We start from the raw sequence: 18,793 nt of genomic DNA, 5'->3' as shown, positions 1-18,793 counted from the left end.
TTCATGATTGCCATAAACCAACTCTCAAAACAATACAAAGGTGCCGATCACTTCTCGGTGAGAGACTTGGATTTACAAATACAAGAAGGAGAAATTTTCGGACTCCTAGGTCCGAATGGAGCAGGAAAAACCACCCTCATTTCTATGTTGAGTTCTCTGATAAAACCAACTTCGGGAAGTTTTACAATCAATGACCTCAATTTTAAAGAAAACAAAAACGAACTAAAGCAAATTTTAGGGATTGTTCCTCAAGAATACGCGCTGTATCCAGAGCTTACTGCCTATGAAAACTTGTATTACTTTGGCAGTATGTACGGTCGTAGGGGTACCTCTTTAAAACAAGACATACTTATAGAGCTTGAAATATTAGGCTTAGATGCTTTTGCGCACAAACGTATTAAAACCTTTTCGGGTGGTATGAAACGTCGTGTAAATTTAATAGCGAGTATGCTGCACAAACCCAAGGTGTTGTTTCTTGATGAGCCTACGGTTGGCGTAGACGTGCAGTCTAAGAATGTTATTATTGAACATCTACAGAAAATAAATGTCCAAGGAACAACCATTATTTACACCTCTCATCATTTAAATGAAGCCGAACACTTTTGTACTCGCGTTGCTATTATTGATAGAGGCGTTATTGTTGCCAAGGGAGCCCCTAAAGCATTAATTGAAAAACAAGCAGATGCACATAACTTAGAGGATGTGTTTATAGCATTAACCGGTAAAGCCTTAAGAGATGCATAAACTGCTAGCCTCTGCACATAAAGAATTTAAGTTGCTCTCAAGAGATTTGGGAGGCATCTTGATTTTGTTTTTAATGCCCTTAGCATTGCTTATTACCATTACCCTTATACAGGATAGTAGCTTTAAAGCTGTAAATAGTATTAAAATTCCAATCTTGTTGGTAGACCTTGATAATGGAAGTGTTTCCCAATCTATTGCTAAGGGATTGGCGTCTTCAGATAGCTTTGAAATTATTCGCAATCCAAATCAGGAAGCAGCAAGAGACTTGGTGTTTACTGGGGAGTATCAACTTGCAGTAGTGATTCCCAAAGACCTTTCTAAAGATTTACAAACCAAAGTACAGGACAATGTGGCTCAGATGCTCATGGCATTTGGCGTTGAAGAAGATGATATTACGGTGACAAAAGAAAGCGTAACATCCAAAGAAGTTACCTTGTATTTTGATCCTGCAACCCAAGGTTCTTTTAAAACACAAGTAAAGAATGGGATTGATAAAATGATCTCTATGATAGAGATGCAGACCCTGTATAAAGCCTTTCAAGATGAGATTGGAGAGGACGACATGGCGTTTGAGACAGAACCTTTTATCACCTACAAAGAAGAAATGCCTAAAAAGGATGCCGAAGAATTGATTCCTAATAGTGCGCAACACAATGTGCCAGCTTGGGCCTTATTTGCTATCTTTTTTATTATTGTGCCGCTCTCTATCAATATGGTAAAAGAAAAACACCAAGGTACCTTTGTGAGACTTCGTGCGCAACCCGTATCCTATGCTACTGTATTAGGAGGAAAAACACTTGTGTATTTAGCAGTATGCTTGGTGCAGTTTGCATTGATGGTATTGGTAGGCTTGTTTGTATTTCCACTATTAGACCTACCTTCACTGGATGTTTCTGGAAGGATTCCTATGCTTTTTGTGATGGCATTTTTTGCCGGTCTTGCGGCCATAGGGTTGGGATTATTATTAGGAACAATTGCAAAAACCCAAGAACAAGCGGCTCCTTTTGGTGCTACCTTTGTGGTGATTTTAGCAGCGCTTGGAGGTGTCTGGGTTCCTGTGTTTATTATGCCGTCATTTATGCAAACGCTCTCTCAAATATCGCCTATGAATTGGGGTCTAAATGGGTTCTATGATGTTTTTTTAAGAAATGCTTCTTTCGTTAACATAATTCCTGAAATCTCTTTGTTATTTTTGTTTTTCCTCGCAACGACATTAATCGCTATCCTATACAATGAAAAGAAACAAGCCGTCTAATCAAAAGACATTGACACATACGAGTAAAATTCGGGTGCGTTTTGTGGAAACAGATCCCTTAGGAATTGTTTGGCACGGAAACTATATCCAGTATTTTGAAGACGGTCGCGAATCTTTTGGTAGAGAACATGGCATTGCCTATTTAGATCAGGCAGACAAAGGCTTTTCTACTCCTATCATAAAATCGAGTAGCGAGCATAAGTTACCATTGTACTATGGAGATGTAGCTACCGTAGAAACTACCTATGTTGATTGCGATGCAGCCAAAATAATTTTTAAGTACAAGATATTTAATCCGGAAGGTAAGCTGGCATGTACAGGAGAAACGGTACAAGTATTTGTAGAACTTAAAGGGGATCTTTGGTTAACCATCCCCGATTTTATTATAGAATGGAAACGAAAAGTAGGATTACTAGATGACTAAAACCTACGCTTCATATAACAATATTATTTCTTCATTGGGATTTACCAGTACTGCTGTAATCGATGCTATTGAGCAAGAGAAAAGTGGGATGTCTAAAATAAAGAACTCAGCAATTTTGCCAGATCCTTTTTATGCATCTATTGTAAAAGATGCTTTGCTTGATAGCGCTTTCGCGGAAATTTCCGCAGCCCAAAACCACACTAAGCTCGAGAAAATGATGGTCTTGTCTGTCCAAGATGTGCTGACTCAAAGTGGTATTTCTTTAACCGAAAAAACTGGGCTTATCATTTCTACCACGAAAGGGAATATCGATGTGTTAGAAAAGGGAAGCAAATTTCCAGAAAGTAGAAGTTACTTAGCTAGTTTAGGAGTAGCGTTAAAAAACCATTTTAGTTTTAAAACCGAACCTATTTTAGTTTCGAATGCTTGTGTTTCTGGTATTTTAGCAATTGCTGTTGCCAAGAGATACATTGAGGCAGGTAGATTCGATAACGTGATTGTCACTAGTGGCGATTTGGTCACGCAGTTTATTTTGAGTGGTTTTAATTCGTTTCAGGCGCTTAGTAAAGAACCTTGCAAGCCTTACGATGCTAACAGAACAGGAATTAATATTGGAGAAGTAGCCGCAAGTGTATTGGTCACCAAAGATGCAAAAAATGTAGCACCCGAAGCAGTTACCATTTTGGGAGATAGCTCTTGTAATGATGCCAATCATATTTCGGGTCCGTCTAGAACAGGTGAGGGTTTATATCGCAGTATTAAAAATGCTTTGCAAGAAGCCAAACTAGAAGCTGCCGAGGTTGATTTTATCTCAGCTCATGGAACTGCTACAAGTTTTAATGATGAAATGGAATCTATCGCACTTAGCAGAATTGGCTTAAGCGAAACACCAGTGCATAGTTTAAAAGGATATTTTGGACATACATTAGGGGCCTCTGGGTTATTAGAAACCATTGTTGGGATGCACTCACTGTATCGCAATAAACTATATGCTTCTTTGGGTTTTGAAACCTTGGGGGTGTCACAACCAATGAATATTATACAAAGAACAACCACAAAAAAATTGAACACCTTCTTAAAAACTGCCTCAGGTTTTGGAGGCTGTAATACAGCAGTTGTGTTTGAGAAATACAATCTTACAACTAACCAATAAAAGTATGCCACAAGAACAACACGCAGTAGATGCTATACAAGAGGCGCAAAAAATTGCATTTGCACCCTTTGTTTTCCAAGCAACAGTTTCATTACGTACCTTGGGTATTTTCGATTTTATATTTGCAAAAAGGAGAAAAGGAGGCGTTACTATTGCGCAAATTGCAGAAGAACTCTCTTTGACAGCATATGGAGTTGGAGTTTTGTTAGAAATAGCCGAAAGTGCAAACATCGTTGAACAAGATGAGCAACATCGTTTTAAATTAACAAAAACGGGTTATTTTTTAAGTTATAATGAAACGGTAAACGTAAATATTAATTTTACGAACGATGTGTGTTATAAAGGCTTGTCTCATTTGCCAGAAGCTATAAAAGAAGGAACTCCGGCTGGATTAAAAGAATTAGGTTCTTGGCCAACAATTTACGAAGGCTTATCGCAGTTGCCTTCTCAAGTACAACAATCTTGGTTTGAATTTGACCATCATTACAGTGATGATATCTTTAATGAAGCGCTTCAAAAGCTGTTTACTTACAATCCCAAAAAAGTCACAGATGTTGGTGCAAATACAGGAAAGTTTGCCTTGCAATGTTTACACCAAGATCCTGAAGTAAAAATGACGCTAGTTGATTTGCCTGGGCAATTAAATAAAGCATTAAAAAACACAGAGGCTGCTGGTTTTGAGAACAGAGTTGCCGGACAAGAAATAGACTGGCTCTCTAAAAAGGAAAAAACATTGCCTAAAGAAGCAGATGTTATTTGGATGTGCCAGTTTTTAGATTGTTTTTCAGAACAAGAAATTGGAACGATTTTAAAAACTGCCGTAGAGGCAATGAGTCCAGAAACGAGACTTATTATAATTGAAACGTATACTGATAGGCAGAAATTTGACAATGCAAAATTCATTTTGGAAGCAACCTCTATTTATTTTACAGTAATGGCAAATGGAAATAGTAAAATGTACCCATCAAAAGTGTTGATATCACTTGTTGAAGAGGCTGGGATGGTTGTGGACGAAGACATTGCCCTAGGAGAATATCATACCATGCTTGTATGTAAAAAAGCAAACTAGTGAACTTGAAACAACACTATATTCAGCAGTATGCTCATTTAAAAAATGGCGAACTTTCTCTTAATGGGAAACAAATAGCGAGTACATTGGAGACGGATATTTCCGAAGCCTTTAAAGAACTCTATAAAAAAATAGATCTTAGCTATAGAAAATTTTTTAAGATGGATGCCTTGAGCAAAGCGGCGATGCTTACTTCTGAAATTTTATTTCGTGAAGCTGGTTTAGATCCTGAAGATAATAATATTGCTGTGGTGCTTTCTAATAAAGCATCGAGTTTGGATACCGATAGAAAGCATCAAGAATCGATTGATGATGCTGCCAACTTTTACCCGAGTCCGGCGGTTTTTGTGTACACCTTACCCAACATTTGTATAGGTGAGATTAGTATTAAACATAGGCTGTTTTCTGAGAATAGTTTTTTTATCTTTGACACTTTTAACGCCGAGCATTTATTTGACTATGCAAGCGTGTTAATAAATTCAAATAAAGCACATAAAGTACTGTGCGGATGGGTAGATGTAGATGGAGAAAATTATGAAGCTTTTATGTATCTGGTGCAACCAGGGCATAGTGAGATTACGCATACAACTAACGAAATAAATAGATTATATACATCCTTATGAGCGAATTAAAAGAAGAACTGAAAGGAAAAATTATTGAGCAATTAAATCTTGAAGATTTAACCATTGAAGAGATTGGTGATGATGAGCAATTATTTGGTGATGGCTTAGGGCTAGATTCTATCGATGCACTAGAGCTTATCGTAATGCTAGACAAAGACTACGGAATTAAATTAACAGATCCTAAAGACGGTAAAGCCATCTTCGAATCTGTAAATACAATGGCTGCATTTATCGAATCAAATAGATAATATGAGTAAAGCAATTGCTATTACTGGTATGGGAATTCTTTCTGCAATTGGAAACAATGTGGAAGAAAACTTTAGTTCTTTAATCGAAGGCAAAAAAGGAATTGCCAAGATAAAGAACATCAACACCATTCATGAAAATGAAATTTTGGTGGGTGAAATTAAGTATAGCAATGAACAGTTGGAGCAAATGCTAGCGTTGCCTCCAACACATAATTTTTCTAGAACCAGTCTTATTGGTGCTGTAGCTGCAAAACAAGCTGTTGCAAATGCCAATATTAAAGACATGGGAGCCTATAAAACAGGATTGATTTCTGCGAGTACTGTAGGCGGAATGGACAAAACAGAAGACCATTACTACCACTACTTAGACGATCCTGAGTATCAAAAATTCATCTCTGGTCATCCCCTAGGCGATGGTACTCAAAAAATAGCCAATTGTATTGGACTAGATGAGAGTATGGTAACGACCATAAGTACAGCTTGCTCTTCTGCTGCAAATGCAATCATGTTAGGTGCTAGACTTATCAAAGCTGGAAAGCTAGATAGAGCCATTGTGGGAGGCACCGATTGTATGTCAAAATTTACCATCAATGGGTTTAAAACTTTGATGATATTAAGTGACTCCTACAACACACCCTTCGATGAACATAGAAAAGGACTCAACCTTGGCGAAGCAGCGGCATACATCGTGCTAGAGTCTGAAGAAATCGCTAAAGCCGAAAACAAAGAAATATTAGCCTATGTTAAGGGCTATGCCAATACCAATGACGCTTACCATCAAACAGCTTCTTCAGAAAATGGAGATGGTGCTACAGCGGCTATGGAACGTACACTAGAAGTTGCTGGAATGAAGCCAAGCGATGTAGATTATATTAACGCGCATGGTACGGCAACTCCAAACAACGATTTAAGTGAAGGACGTGCTATTATAAGAGTATTTGGAGATGAGTTACCTCCTTTTAGCTCTACCAAAGCATTTACAGGACATACCTTAGCGGCTGCAGGATCTGTAGAAGCAGTATTCTCTGTGTTAGCTTTACAAAACAATATCATCTTCCCAAATCTTAATTTTAAAACCCAAATGAAGGAGTTCAATATTACTCCCGAAACGAGTTTGGTAAAAAAAGAATTAAACACAGTTTTGTCAAATTCACTCGGATTTGGCGGTAACTGTACATCGGTTTTATACACAAAGCAACCCTAATGAAGAAGGTATATATCAATGGAGTAGGGGCTATTTCTACCCAAAAAACATTCGACAATAGTGAGTTTTTAACCGAGATCACAAATTATACCGAGCCTGGTATTTATGCCCTTGCACCTAATTACAAAGAATATTTTTCTGCTGGAGAAGCCCGAAGAATGGCAAAGGGTATTAAAATGGGTGTGGTGTCTTCAAAAATTGCATTAGAAGAAGCAGGCCTTGAAACGGTAGATGCTATTATTACAGGAACCGGAATGGGCTGCGTTGTAGAGTCTGAGCGTTTTGTAAAACGTATTATCGATAACAAGGAACAGTTTTTAACCCCCACCTCTTTTATACAGTCAACACATAATACTGTGGGCGGACAAATAGCCTTAGGCATGCAATGCAAAGGATATAATTTTACCTACGTGCATTCTAGCAGTTCTTTTGAGTCTACCCTTGTAGATGCAAGATTACAACTTATGTTAGAAGAAGCAAATACCATCATGGTAGGTGGAGTTGACGAGTTAGGGCCGCACATGATTCATGTGTACTCTGCTATTGATCATGTAAAACAAGAAGAAGTTGTAGATAACTTAGATATTTTACAATCTAATACAAAAGGCGCTGTTTTTAGCGAAGGTGCTACCTTTATGGTGCTCTCAAATACCAAACAAGAGGGTTCCTATGCAGAATTGGTCGATGTAGATATTTATAACACGTTATCAAAAGACACCCTCGAAGCAAAGGCAACTGCTTTTTTAGCTCAAAATAATATGACGGTCAATGATGTAGATGCTGTGTTGTTGGGTAATAATGGAGATATTGAGTTTGATGGATATTTTGACACTCTTACACAAGGAATATTTGCCAATACACAGCAGTTGTATTACAAACATTTGTCTGGCGAACATTTAACGGTTTCTGGTTTCGGAAACTGGTTGGGTGCTAAAATTTTAAAAACACAAGAGGTGCCAGACGTTATTCGTTTAAACGATATAGCTGCAAAACCTATAAAAAACATCTTGATCTATAATCAGTATCGTGGAGAGAATCACACCTTCGTGATGCTTTGTTCATGCTAAACCACAAAACAGTTAAATACTTTTTTATTACTGCCTTTGTAGGTCTCATTATCGCACGTTTTTTTGTTTCCTTTCCACTTACATATTTTATATGGTTAGGCGCTGTTTGGCTTTTACTTACGGTCTGTGGATCTGGCTTAATACAATGGAATTATTTTTTTACATCCTTGCATAGCAATCCCGATGTACAAGAAAATCATGTGGCAATCACCTTCGATGATGGTCCCGACCCTATACACACGCCAAAAGTGTTAGCTTTACTCGAAAAGTACCAAGCTAAAGCTACTTTTTTTTGTATTGGAAGCCAAGTAGAGGCACATCCAGAAGTGTTTAAAAACATACTGGCAGCTGGCCATACTGTTGGGAATCATACCTATAGTCATAGCAAGAGCTTCGGCTTTTTTAAAACCCAACAGGTCATTAAAGAGCTTGAAGTTACAGATACCTTAATGCAAGAAGTTTCTGGTCATACGCCACTCATGTATCGTCCTGCCTTTGGGGTAACGAATCCTAAAATTAAGAAGGCGTTAGAAACTACAAAGCATGCCTCGGTGGGTTGGAACAAACGCTCTTTAGATGCCTTACCGTATTCCGAAAATTTCTGTTATAATCGAGTGACCAAAAACCTCAAAAAAGGGGATGTTATTTTATTACATGATACTAGTGAAAAATCTATTGCTGTTTTGGAACGCTTATTGCTATTTTTGGAAACAAAACAAATGCAGTCTGTCACAGTAGACACATTGTTAAATATTCAACCTTATGCGTAACCTATTGGTTCTTTTTGTATTTGCGATAACTTCATCGCTTCTAATGGCACAAGAGGCGGCCATGAGTGCTTCGGAAATTTTAGTTTTTCAGGAGCAGGTAAAAGCCACTTCAAAGGCGTCTCAAACCATACAAAGTGATTTTGTACAATACAAGCATCTAGACTTCCTAGACAATGATATCGAGACCTTCGGGAAACTTCAATTTAAAGCGCCTGGATTGGTACGCTGGGAATACACAAAACCCTATCAGTATACCGTGATTTTTAAAGAAGACAAGCTGCTCATAAATGATGGGGGCACCAAAAGCGATATTGACATTGGAAGCAGTAAAATGTTTAAAAAACTCAATGAACTTATTGTAAACAGTGTCAAAGGAGATCTATTTAACGATGCCGATTTTAGCGTGAGCTATTTTAAAGTAAAAGGGGCAAACAAAGCAGTGTTTATTCCAAAAGATTCAAAAATAGCAGGATATATTGCCAGTTTCGAACTTTTGTTTGATACTAAAGATGGTGCTGTTACCGAGGTGAAAATGATAGAACCTTCATTAGATTATACGCGTATTGCTTTTTCAAACCGAAAACTAAACACTCCCATCGATGCTTCGGTTTTTAATCAGTAGTTGTCTATTGCTTTTGTTCGCCTCTTGTGCACCAGCTTTCACGAAAGGTCTCACAGAAGTGCCTCCAACAAAAACTGAAATACGAAACCCTTATTTTGCAGATGCCAGTCAAGATTATATTTACAAAGCGAAAATTGATATCTACGGCAGGTATTTTGGTGGAATTTTAGTGATTAAAAAAACTGGAGACCAAACGCATAGGGTTGTTTTTACTACCGAATTTGGTAGTAAAATATTTGATTTTGAGTATGAAGGTGATACCTTTACAAAGAATTTTGTTTTAGAAGATTTAGACAAGAAAATTATTGTCAATACCCTTAAAAAAGATTTTAAAATAATAATTCAAGAAACCGTGTTGGTACAGTCTCAATTAGATGGAATTGAGGCAACTATTTATAAAGTGCCAGCAGCTAAAAGATATAATTATTATTTTTTTGGAGACACGAACCAACTCACAAAAATCATTCATGCCTCTTCTTCAAAAGAGAAGGTCGTGTTTTTGTTTGAAGATGTGTACCAAGAAGTTGCAAATACAATAACAATCAACCACCAAAATATTAGTTTAGACATTGCGCTAAATTATTTTAAGAAGTAAGCACATGCTCATTAAAGATTTATACACCATTTCTCAGTTTAATGCTACAGAAGATCTAGTAAAAGCTGAAATACACTTAAACAAAGATCACGAAGTTTTTAGGGGTCACTTTCCAGGCAATCCTGTAATGCCAGGAGTTTGTATGATTCAAATTATTAAAGAACTCACAGAGAAAGCCACAGCAACTAGCTTGTTTCTTTCTCAGACCTCTAATATTAAATTTATGGCTATTATCAATCCAGATGCTACGCCAGATTTAACTTTAACGATTACGATCACTAAAACAGAAACGGGTTACAAAGTAAAAAACACGTCCTCTTTTAATGATACTTTGGCATTAAAAATGAATGCAACGTTTACTGTCCTATCTTAAATGAAATATCTTTTCTACATATTATTTTTTGTTGCAACAATTGGGAAGGCTCAAAAAGTTTCTGAAGTGAGAAACCAATACGGGAGCTTAGAAAAAGACCCCTTAGCTACCCAAGTGCTGTTTGAACGTTTGAAGAATATTTCCGAAGAGAAAACCCTATTATCAGGTTACAAAGGCGCTGTTTTTATGTTGCAAGCAAAGCATGTAAAAGGAATTAAAAACAAAAAGAAGTTGTTTAAAGAGGGTGCTGCCATCTTAGAGCAATCAATTCAAGAGCACCCAGATAATATAGAGTTGCGCACCCTGCGTATAAGTGTGCAGGAAAATGCTCCTAAAATTCTAAAATATAACAAACATATTGATGAGGATAAGGAATTCATTCTCAAAAAGTTTTCGACCATAGACTCTGGAGCTGTTCGTGATTTTGTAAATGGTTTTGTGCAACAATCTTCAAATTTTACAGCAGCAGAAAAGGCACTTTTTTAATGTAATTCTAGTATGTTGTTGTTCAGCATTTTCTTACTTTTGTTTGACAATTTCGCTAGGTGAATTCAACTACTACGCAATCTTTATTAAACTCACAATGCTGTGTTATTATGCCTACGTATAATAACGCTAAAACTTTGGTGCGTGTCATTGATAGTGTAGTAGAAATCACCCAAAATCTTATTATTGTAAACGATGGTGCTACCGATGGTACTGCTGAAATTTTAGCAAACTACCCCGCATTAGATATCATTACACTTCCAGAAAATAAAGGAAAAGGAAATGCGCTTCAAGTTGGTTTTAAGAGAGCCATCGAAAAAGGAAACACGTATGCTATCACTATTGATAGTGATGGGCAACATTTTGCAAGTGATATAGAAAACTTTACCCAATATCTTGAAGCTTCCGAAGATAAAAACCTATTGCTTATTGGCGCCAGAAATATGGAACAAGAAGGAGTGCCTAAAAAGAGTAGTTTTGGAAATAAATTCTCAAACTTTTGGTTCTGGTTTCAAACAGGGATTAAAATGGAAGATACCCAATCTGGCTTTCGCTTATATCCTTTAGAGGAGATAAAAGACCTTACTTTTTGGACCAATAAATTTGAGTTTGAAATAGAAGTGATTGTAAAAGCGGCTTGGCGAGGGGTTGCGGTTAAAAATATCCCTGTAAAAGTATTGTACGATGAAAGCGAGCGTGTATCGCACTTTAGACCTTTTAAAGATTTTACCCGCATCAGTATTTTAAATACTTGGTTTGTCATAGTTACCTTGTTTTACATAAAACCTCGCGACCTGTTTCGACGTTTTAAAAAAAAGGGGTTTAAGAAATTCATAGCCGAAGATTTATTTGGTGTACATGATAGTCCGCTCAAGAAAGCACTCTCCATTGCATTAGGGGTTTTTATTGGTATTTCTCCTTTGTGGGGATTTCATACCGCCTTGGTGATTTTTCTTTCGGTTGCTTTAAAATTAAATAAGGCTATCGCCTTTGCTTTTTCTAATGTGAGTTTGCCTCCTTTTATTCCCTTGGTAATTTATGGAAGCTTAAAAGTTGGAGGTTGGTTGCTAAATGAACCTTTCAAGCTCACCAAAGAAAGCATCACCGAAAATTTTGATGTGGTCTCTCATCTAAAGGTTTATGTAGTAGGCAGTTTTTCGTTAGCCCTTATGGCTTCGGTATTAGCTGGATCTGTTGGCCTTTTACTGTTCTCTTTGTTTTCTAAGAAAAAAGACATCGCTCATGGCTAAAGGCTTGTATCAAATATATCTTGCCATTCAGAAGCATAAGATACTTGCTGTGGTTGCTTTATTGCTTTTCGTTGCTGCACTAGGATATGTGGCTTCTCGCATCACCTTTGAAGAAGATATTACCAAGCTGTTACCTGCCAATGAAAAAACACGTGAACTTCAAAAAGTATTACAGTCTGTAAATTTTACAGATAAAATCATTGTACATATTACAAGAGATAAGGCTGGTACAGTGAACGATCTTACGCACTATGCAAGTGCTTTTTTAGATAGCTTAGATGCTCAGGCAAGTAGCTATGTAAAGGACATCCAAGGAAATGTGAGTGATGAGGGAATTGATGCTACCTTAGATTTTGTCTACAACAATTTGCCGCAATTTCTAACTGCCGATGATTATAAAAATATTGGTCAAAAATTACATCCAGATAGCATTGCAGAGATTACCGAAGCGAACTACAAAACATTAGTGTCGCCCTCTGGAATTGTAGCGCGAAAAACTATTTTAAGAGATCCGCTAGGCATATCTTTAATGGGGCTTCAAAAACTACAGCGTTTGGGTGTAGATGAAAATTTCACTTTAAAAGATGGATTTGTTGTAAGCAAAGACGAACAACACCTGTTGTTGTTTATTACTCCCACGTTTCCCGCTACAGATGCTGCAAATAATGAGGTATTTGCTGAACTATTATATGCCATTCAAAATAGCCTAAATACCAACTTTGCAACCAAAGCCTCCAGTGAATATTTTGGAGGTTTACTCATTGCTGTTGCAAATGCACAACAAATTAAGGGAGACATACAGCTAACCATTGGTATTGCAGTAACGATATTGATGGTCATTTTTATGCTTTTCTACAAAAAGTTGTTGGTTCCTCTTATTTTATTTACTCCTACAGTGTTAGGGGCTCTTCTTTCTGTGGCGGTATTGTATCTTATTAGAACAGAAATATCTGCTATTTCTTTAGGAATTGGATCGGTACTATTGGGGGTTACCTTAGATTATTCGCTTCATATTTTAACACACATTCGCAATCATGCTGGTGTAGCTCATCTCTATAGAGATATTGCAAAGCCTATTGTAATGAGTGCCTTAACTACTGCTTTGGCATTTTTATGTTTATTGTTTTTAGATTCTCAAGCCTTGCAGGATTTGGGCATATTTGCTGCAGTAAGTGTCTTGGGAGCTTCGGTGTTTGCTTTGTTGTTTATTCCGCAAGTGTATCAAGGCACTAACATTTCCGAAGTTAAAAAAAGCACCCTGTTAGATCGTTTGTCTCAGTATGATTTCCATAAAGACAAAGGATTGATTATTGGCGTTGTTGCGTTGTTTGTGGTAAGTCTGTTTACCTATAACAAGGTTACTTTTAATAATGATCTTGCAAAACTCAATTTTGAGCCGGAAGCGAGCATTGTAGCAAAGAAAAACTTAGATGCTCTCACGAATTTGGAGTCTAAATCGATGTATGTTATTGCGCATGCAAGCACTTTAGAGGATGCCCTTCAGTATAACGATGTTGTATATCAAAAGCTAGGTAGTTTATCGCAACAGGATGAAATTTTGAGTTTTAGTTCGATAGGAGCTTTGGTTCACGCTACTAAGAAACAAGAAGTTTTAAACCAGAAATGGAACCAATTTTGGTCTTCAGAAAAGCAGCAAGCACTACAACAAAATATGATAAACAGTGGCAGTGCTTTAGGTTTTAAGCCCACCACATTTAGGCAATTTTACAATAGTTTGTCAAAAGATTTTGAGCCCATTACTTTAGAGGATTATAGAAGTCTTTCGGCAATTACATTAGAAGATTTTATCACAGTAAAAGAAGATATTACTACGGTGACCTCTCTTATTAAACTAGAAGAGGGTCAAGCAGTAAAAGTACAGGCAGCATTTAAAGAGAATCCTAACATCTTGCTCATTGATAGAAAGCAAATGAACGAGTCTTTGCTAGGGTCGCTTAAAACAGATTTCAATAAATTAATTGGCTATTCTATGGCGGTGGTACTGGTATTACTGCTCTTGTACTATAAAAGCTTGTCATTAACCATAGTAACGCTTCTTCCAGTATTTCTAACATGGATGATTACGGTGGGAATGATGGGGGTATTTGGCTTGGAGTTTAATATATTTAATATCATTATCTCGACCTTTATTTTTGGACTTGGTATCGATTATGCTATTTTTATAACCAACGGACTCCTTACAGAACTAAGAACAGGTCAAAAAGCCGTGGGAACTCACAAGACCTCTATTGTGCTTTCTGTACTTACCACTTTACTGGGAATTGGAGTACTTATTTTTGCAAAACACCCAGCCTTATACACCATTGCTGTCGTATCGATTATTGGAATTTTTTCGGCCATGTTATTGGCGTTTGTAGTGCAGCCCTTGCTCTTTACTTTGTTTATTGGGGGCCCTAAAAAACGCCCTATTACACTGCGATATCTTTTGCATGCTGTAGCTTCTTTTACTTATTTTGGTTTGGGCGGATTTATTTTATCTATGAGTAGCTCTGTGTTTTTTAAAGTAGCGCCCGCTTCTTTTAGAAAAGCTATATCGCAGCTCATGAAAAGTGTATTGTACACCAACCCTTTTGTGAAAAAGAAAGTGCTTAATCCGCATCATGAAGATTTTAAAAAGCCTGCTTTTTTAATTGCCAATCATACCTCTTTTCTCGATATTCTTGCCATGGGGATGCTGCATCCCAAACTTATTTTTTTAGTAAACGATTGGGTCTACAACTCACCCGTATTTGGAAAAGCTGTAAGAAAAGCTGGATTTTATCCTGTCTCAAAAGGAATCGACGAAGCCCTGGAGCATTTGCAACCTAAAGTAGATCAAGGGTTTTCTTTAATCGCTTTTCCAGAAGGGACGCGTTCTACCACCAATAAAGTGCGAAGATTTCATAAAGGTTCTTTCTTTTTAGCCGAAAGATTAAACCTCGACATTGTGCCCGTTTTAATTCACGGTAATAGCGAGGTGTTGCCAAAGGGAAGTTTTCCGATTCGCGATGGGAGTATTACCCTTGAGATTTTAAAAAGAATTGAAGCAGCAGATGCTTCTTTGGGAGTAGATTACAGTGCTAGAACAAAAAATATTACATCACTTTATAGAAAAGAATTTACTCGTTTTAGAACCGAGATAGAAGGTCCTACCTATTTTCATAAAACGCTTCTAGAAGACTATCGGTACAAAGGTAATGCGATATACAAAGAAGTAAAACAAGATATAAAAACCAATGCCGAACAGTATCATGTATTACTGAACATCATTCCAAAAGATGCTAAAGTGTTACATGTTTCAAAAAGTAAAGGGCAATTAGATTTTTTATTGGCTTTGGATAGTGCAAGGAGATCAATTACTTCTGTTATTGAAGATGTTGAGGTATGTAGGATGTTAAACCATAGTTTTATAACAAATACAGATCGAAAAGTTCAATTCATTATCACGCTAGAAGAGGTAAGAAATAGTGTGCATGATACACTTATAGTTGATGGGAATGTTATTTCAAAAGACATCTTTTCACAAAGAGATGTAAAAGCATTAAATTTTGTAATTTTGCGCAATACTCCTCAAGACTTCAAGAATATGAACAACCATTTTGCAAGTTTTGAATCGCTGCACCTAACCAATACATTGCAAATTTTAAAAAGAATTGATGCCTAAGGTATGAAAGAAAAGTACGACGTTGTTATTGTAGGAAGTGGTATGGGCGGACTTGTTTCTGCTATTACACTAGCAAAAGAAGGACGCAGTGTTTGTGTTCTAGAAAAGAACAACCAATTTGGAGGAAACTTACAAACGTTTTCTCGAGATAAAACTATTTTTGATACAGGCGTTCACTACATAGGAGGCCTCGATGAAGGTCAGAATCTGCATAAATATTTTACCTATCTAGATATATTAAAAGATGTCCAGTTTAAACGATTGGACGATGATGGTTTTGATGTCATTTCTTTTGATGGTGACCCAAAATCATACTACCACGGACAAGGATATGAGAACTTTATCGCGCAACTAGTAAAAGACTTTCCAGAAGAAGAAGCGGGTATTAGGACCTACTGTAAAAAATTAAAGGATACTTGCTATAGTTTTCCACTGTACAATGTACAAGCAGGCGCACCCAATTACGAAGACAGTGATTTATTTACCTTGTCTGCCAAGGGATACATAGAATCTATTACAGAAAATAAAAAATTACAGGCCGTATTGTCTGGCTCAAATGTATTGTATGCAGGAAACGGATACAGTACACCGTTCTTTGTGCATGCCTTGTCTGTAAATAGTTATATAGAAAGTAGCTATCGTTGCTACGATGGAGGTTCTCAAATAACCAAGGCATTGTTGCGAAGGTTAAAAGAACATGGCGGGGAAGCCTACAAGAGACATGAAGTAGTAGACTTTGTCGTAGAGGATAAACAAGTAAGAGCAGTAAAAACTGCCAACGGAGCTACCGTATATGGCGATCTCTTTATCTCTAATGTAGAGCCCAAAGTAACCATTAAAATGGTGGGTGAAGATAACCTTCGTAAGAGTTATGTAAAACGTATCGAGAGCTTAAAAAGTACCATCTCTGCCTTTAGTTTATATCTAGTTTTAAAGCCCGGAACATTTCCGTATCACAATAAAAACTATTACCACTATAAAGATGCCAATAAAGTTTGGGATTTACACGATTACAAAGAAGAAAACTGGCCAGAAGCGTATATGATTTCGATGAGTATTCGAAAAAACAGCGATGGTTTTGGAGATACCATTACGGCAATGACCTTCATGAATTTTGATGAGTTACGCCCCTGGGAAAATACGTTTAACACGGCAGCAGATAAAAATGAACGTGGTCAAACCTACGAGCAGTTTAAAAAAGAAAAGGAAGAAAAATTCTTAGTTGAGATTGAAAAGAAATTTCCAAATATTCGCGAGTGTATTCAATCGGTATATTCCTCTACACCACTTTCCTATCGCGATTATATTGCCTGCAACGAAGGCGCTATGTATGGGTACGTTAAAGATGTAGAAAATGCTATGCTTGCCATGCTTTCTCCAAAGACAAGAATTAAAAACCTCTATTTTACAGGCGCTAGTCTAAATATGCACGGCATTTTGGGAGTGACTATTAGTGGGATGCTTACTTGTTCTTCTATTCTCGGACAAGAATATTTGGTGTCTAAAGTTGAAGAAGCCAATGAATTGGTAAAAGTGCAAGGATGAAACAGCAAAGACTTTTTTTCTTTATAGGAAATATCCTCTTCCTACTATCTTGCGTTTCATGTGGCACTAAAAAGTCTCTGAACGACCTGCCAGATGTTAGTGAGTATAACGCTAATATTCCATCAAGAAAAAAAGTAAACGATAGCACCTACCATGCGGGGAATAATTTCCTTACCAAAAACAAACAAGGACAATGGGAACTCTATGTAGAAGGAGATCCTTTTGAAAGAGGCTTACTCATGGGGAGCCTAACCCAAGAACTTATTGAAATTCAAGAGCGCACTTTTTTAACCAAAATTGACGATCTAGTACCTCCAGGAACATGGCAGTCTTTTTTACGACAATTTTTAAAATGGTACAATCGTAAAATGTACCTGCATGTCACTCCAGAATATAAATCTGAAATTTATGGAATCTCTCAATACGTGTCCAAAGATTATGAGCACTTAGCACCTTCATATCTTAGAGTCTTGTACATGCATGGCGCACACGATATTGGACATGCGTTACAAGATTTAGCCTTGGTAGGTTGTTCTTCTTTTGCGGCATGGGGAGATAAAACAGAAGATGGAGAATTGATTATTGCAAGAAACTTCGATTTTTATGCTGGCGACGAATTTGCAGAACAAAAGATCATCGCGTTTATCAATCCTGATCAAGGACATCCCTACATGAGTGTAACCTGGGGCGGATTTACAGGAGTAGCTTCTGGAATGAATCTCGAAGGGCTTACTGTAACGATTAATGCTTCAAAATCTAAAATTCCGCTCATAGCCAAAACCCCTATTTCTTTATTGAGTAAAGAGATTTTGCAATATGCTAGTACCATTGAAGAAGCCATTGCCATTGCAAAAAAGCGCGAGGTGTTTGTTAGTGAAAGTATCATGGTGGGAAGTGCTAAGGATGGAAAAGCTATCTTGATAGAGGTTTCGCCAAAAAACTTTGGGGTGTATGAAGTTCCTAATACCAATCAATTGGTTTGTAGCAACCACTTTCAAAGTGAGGTCTATGCAGATGACAAACGAAATGAAAAAGCAATTACCGAAAGTCATAGCTTATACCGTTTGGAGCGCATGAATGAAATCTTACAAGAAGATGAAGGAACCATAACGGTTGCAGATGCAGTGGCATTATTGCGCAATAGAGAAGGAAAAGATGACGCCTCTATTGGCTTCGGAAATGAGAAGGCTCTTAATCAATTGCTGGCGCACCACGGTATCGTCTTTAAACCCGAACAGAAAAAAGTGTGGGTGTCTTCAAATCCATATCAAATAGGGGCTTTTGTCGCCTATGATTTGGATGAGGTTTTTGCAAATAGAGAAGAAAACCCACAGACAGAAACCTTGGCTGAAACGGGGTTGTTAATTCCAGAAGACCCTTTTTTATACACGCAAACCTATAAAGATTACGAAGCCTACCGTGTCTTGGAGAGAACCCTAGAAGCTGCCCTGGAAAATGATACCGATGTTTCAGAAGTCTTTTTAGAAGAGGTACAAACAAAGAATCCAGATTATTGGAAGGCGCATTATCTAACAGGAAGGTATTATTACGAGCATAAAGAGTACAAGAAAGCATTGGCGGCCTTTAAAATTTCAGAAACCAAAGAAATTACAACGCTTCCAGATCAAGAAAGTGTAGCCAAGTATATTAAAAAAGCGACTAGAAAATCTAAAAGATAAATCCCTACATTTACGGTCGCTA

18 protein-coding genes are annotated in these 18,793 nt (G+C 37.2%); all 18 read left to right on the top strand.

The window, feature by feature from the left end; all coding sequences use genetic code 11:
- Positions 1-3 precede the first annotated feature (3 nt).
- The 18 genes from ACY2RS_RS02680 to ACY2RS_RS02595 all read left to right on the top strand — a co-directional run bounded on the left by ACY2RS_RS02680 (position 4) and on the right by ACY2RS_RS02595 (position 18,771).
- Positions 4-744 carry an ABC transporter ATP-binding protein gene (locus ACY2RS_RS02680; RefSeq protein ID WP_490097054.1) on the top strand — a complete coding sequence of 247 codons (741 nt, stop codon included), beginning with the start codon at positions 4-6 and terminating at the stop codon, positions 742-744.
- Positions 737-1,999, top strand: a complete 1,263-nt coding sequence (locus tag ACY2RS_RS02675) for an ABC transporter permease (protein WP_490097053.1) — start codon at positions 737-739, stop codon at positions 1,997-1,999. Before ACY2RS_RS02680 ends, ACY2RS_RS02675 begins: the two co-directional genes overlap by 8 nt.
- The gene (locus ACY2RS_RS02670) at positions 1,977-2,423 is read left to right on the top strand and encodes an acyl-CoA thioesterase (RefSeq protein WP_490097052.1); all 447 of its coding nucleotides are present in this window, start codon (positions 1,977-1,979) and stop codon (positions 2,421-2,423) included. The genes ACY2RS_RS02675 and ACY2RS_RS02670 overlap by 23 nt, the downstream gene beginning before the upstream one ends.
- The gene (locus tag ACY2RS_RS02665; RefSeq protein WP_490097051.1) at positions 2,416-3,576 is read left to right on the top strand and encodes a beta-ketoacyl synthase N-terminal-like domain-containing protein; all 1,161 of its coding nucleotides are present in this window, start codon (positions 2,416-2,418) and stop codon (positions 3,574-3,576) included. The genes ACY2RS_RS02670 and ACY2RS_RS02665 overlap by 8 nt, the downstream gene beginning before the upstream one ends.
- A complete protein-coding gene (locus ACY2RS_RS02660; RefSeq protein ID WP_490097050.1) occupies positions 3,545-4,645 on the top strand; it encodes a methyltransferase in 1,101 nt (366 codons plus the stop codon). The genes ACY2RS_RS02665 and ACY2RS_RS02660 overlap by 32 nt, the downstream gene beginning before the upstream one ends.
- Complete coding sequence (locus ACY2RS_RS02655; RefSeq protein ID WP_490097049.1) at positions 4,645-5,268, top strand: 3-oxoacyl-ACP synthase; 624 nt, start codon at positions 4,645-4,647, stop codon at positions 5,266-5,268. The genes ACY2RS_RS02660 and ACY2RS_RS02655 overlap by 1 nt, the downstream gene beginning before the upstream one ends.
- Positions 5,265-5,516: a phosphopantetheine-binding protein gene (locus ACY2RS_RS02650; protein ID WP_490097048.1), complete on the top strand. Its 252-nt coding sequence runs from the start codon at positions 5,265-5,267 to the stop codon at positions 5,514-5,516. The genes ACY2RS_RS02655 and ACY2RS_RS02650 overlap by 4 nt, the downstream gene beginning before the upstream one ends.
- A gap of 1 nt (position 5,517) precedes the next feature.
- A complete protein-coding gene (locus tag ACY2RS_RS02645) occupies positions 5,518-6,720 on the top strand; it encodes a beta-ketoacyl-[acyl-carrier-protein] synthase family protein (protein WP_490097047.1) in 1,203 nt (400 codons plus the stop codon).
- Entirely contained in the window at positions 6,720-7,787 is a 1,068-nt protein-coding gene (locus ACY2RS_RS02640) for a beta-ketoacyl synthase N-terminal-like domain-containing protein (RefSeq protein WP_490097046.1), read from the top strand. Before ACY2RS_RS02645 ends, ACY2RS_RS02640 begins: the two co-directional genes overlap by 1 nt.
- Positions 7,781-8,557, top strand: coding sequence for a polysaccharide deacetylase family protein (locus ACY2RS_RS02635; RefSeq protein ID WP_490097045.1), 777 nt, complete (start codon positions 7,781-7,783; stop codon positions 8,555-8,557). Before ACY2RS_RS02640 ends, ACY2RS_RS02635 begins: the two co-directional genes overlap by 7 nt.
- On the top strand, positions 8,550-9,179 hold the full coding sequence (gene lolA2, locus ACY2RS_RS02630; RefSeq protein WP_490097044.1) for a flexirubin biosynthesis/transport protein LolA2: 630 nt from the start codon (positions 8,550-8,552) through the stop codon (positions 9,177-9,179). Before ACY2RS_RS02635 ends, lolA2 begins: the two co-directional genes overlap by 8 nt.
- Positions 9,157-9,774 (top strand): flexirubin biosynthesis protein LolB2, encoded by a 618-nt coding sequence (lolB2, locus tag ACY2RS_RS02625; RefSeq protein ID WP_490097043.1) that lies wholly within the window; start codon positions 9,157-9,159, stop codon positions 9,772-9,774. Before lolA2 ends, lolB2 begins: the two co-directional genes overlap by 23 nt.
- 4 nt (positions 9,775-9,778) lie before the next feature.
- Positions 9,779-10,147 (top strand): ApeI family dehydratase, encoded by a 369-nt coding sequence (locus tag ACY2RS_RS02620; RefSeq protein ID WP_490097042.1) that lies wholly within the window; start codon positions 9,779-9,781, stop codon positions 10,145-10,147.
- Entirely contained in the window at positions 10,148-10,633 is a 486-nt protein-coding gene (locus ACY2RS_RS02615; protein ID WP_490097041.1) for a hypothetical protein, read from the top strand. It abuts the gene before it with no gap.
- 110 nt (positions 10,634-10,743) lie between these two features.
- Positions 10,744-11,883 (top strand): DUF2062 domain-containing protein, encoded by a 1,140-nt coding sequence (locus tag ACY2RS_RS02610; RefSeq protein WP_490097040.1) that lies wholly within the window; start codon positions 10,744-10,746, stop codon positions 11,881-11,883.
- Entirely contained in the window at positions 11,876-15,547 is a 3,672-nt protein-coding gene (locus ACY2RS_RS02605; RefSeq protein ID WP_490097039.1) for an MMPL family transporter, read from the top strand. The genes ACY2RS_RS02610 and ACY2RS_RS02605 overlap by 8 nt, the downstream gene beginning before the upstream one ends.
- A gap of 3 nt (positions 15,548-15,550) precedes the next feature.
- Positions 15,551-17,092, top strand: a complete 1,542-nt coding sequence (locus ACY2RS_RS02600; protein ID WP_490097038.1) for a phytoene desaturase family protein — start codon at positions 15,551-15,553, stop codon at positions 17,090-17,092.
- Positions 17,089-18,771: a C45 family autoproteolytic acyltransferase/hydrolase gene (locus ACY2RS_RS02595; protein WP_490097037.1), complete on the top strand. Its 1,683-nt coding sequence runs from the start codon at positions 17,089-17,091 to the stop codon at positions 18,769-18,771. The genes ACY2RS_RS02600 and ACY2RS_RS02595 overlap by 4 nt, the downstream gene beginning before the upstream one ends.
- The last annotated feature ends 22 nt before the right edge of the window (positions 18,772-18,793 follow it).

It is taken from the genome of Patiriisocius sp. 208BN25-11 (assembly GCF_058147145.1).
Note: the sequence above shows the minus strand (reverse complement) of the source record. Positions and strands in the feature narration are given on the sequence as shown.

Excerpts from the sequence above, each read along its gene's own strand:
- ACY2RS_RS02680 (WP_490097054.1), top strand. The coding sequence starts at position 4 with ATGATTGCCATAAACCAACTCTCAAAACAATACAAAGGTGCCGATCAC.
- ACY2RS_RS02675 (WP_490097053.1), top strand. The coding sequence starts at position 737 with ATGCATAAACTGCTAGCCTCTGCACATAAAGAATTTAAGTTGCTCTCA.
- ACY2RS_RS02670 (WP_490097052.1), top strand. The coding sequence starts at position 1,977 with ATGAAAAGAAACAAGCCGTCTAATCAAAAGACATTGACACATACGAGT.
- ACY2RS_RS02665 (WP_490097051.1), top strand. The coding sequence starts at position 2,416 with ATGACTAAAACCTACGCTTCATATAACAATATTATTTCTTCATTGGGA.
- ACY2RS_RS02650 (WP_490097048.1), top strand. The coding sequence starts at position 5,265 with ATGAGCGAATTAAAAGAAGAACTGAAAGGAAAAATTATTGAGCAATTA.
- ACY2RS_RS02645 (WP_490097047.1), top strand. The coding sequence starts at position 5,518 with ATGAGTAAAGCAATTGCTATTACTGGTATGGGAATTCTTTCTGCAATT.
- ACY2RS_RS02640 (WP_490097046.1), top strand. The coding sequence starts at position 6,720 with ATGAAGAAGGTATATATCAATGGAGTAGGGGCTATTTCTACCCAAAAA.
- ACY2RS_RS02635 (WP_490097045.1), top strand. The coding sequence starts at position 7,781 with ATGCTAAACCACAAAACAGTTAAATACTTTTTTATTACTGCCTTTGTA.
- lolA2 (WP_490097044.1), top strand. The coding sequence starts at position 8,550 with ATGCGTAACCTATTGGTTCTTTTTGTATTTGCGATAACTTCATCGCTT.
- lolB2 (WP_490097043.1), top strand. The coding sequence starts at position 9,157 with ATGCTTCGGTTTTTAATCAGTAGTTGTCTATTGCTTTTGTTCGCCTCT.
- ACY2RS_RS02620 (WP_490097042.1), top strand. The coding sequence starts at position 9,779 with ATGCTCATTAAAGATTTATACACCATTTCTCAGTTTAATGCTACAGAA.
- ACY2RS_RS02615 (WP_490097041.1), top strand. The coding sequence starts at position 10,148 with ATGAAATATCTTTTCTACATATTATTTTTTGTTGCAACAATTGGGAAG.
- ACY2RS_RS02610 (WP_490097040.1), top strand. The coding sequence starts at position 10,744 with ATGCCTACGTATAATAACGCTAAAACTTTGGTGCGTGTCATTGATAGT.
- ACY2RS_RS02605 (WP_490097039.1), top strand. The coding sequence starts at position 11,876 with ATGGCTAAAGGCTTGTATCAAATATATCTTGCCATTCAGAAGCATAAG.
- ACY2RS_RS02600 (WP_490097038.1), top strand. The coding sequence starts at position 15,551 with ATGAAAGAAAAGTACGACGTTGTTATTGTAGGAAGTGGTATGGGCGGA.
- ACY2RS_RS02595 (WP_490097037.1), top strand. The coding sequence starts at position 17,089 with ATGAAACAGCAAAGACTTTTTTTCTTTATAGGAAATATCCTCTTCCTA.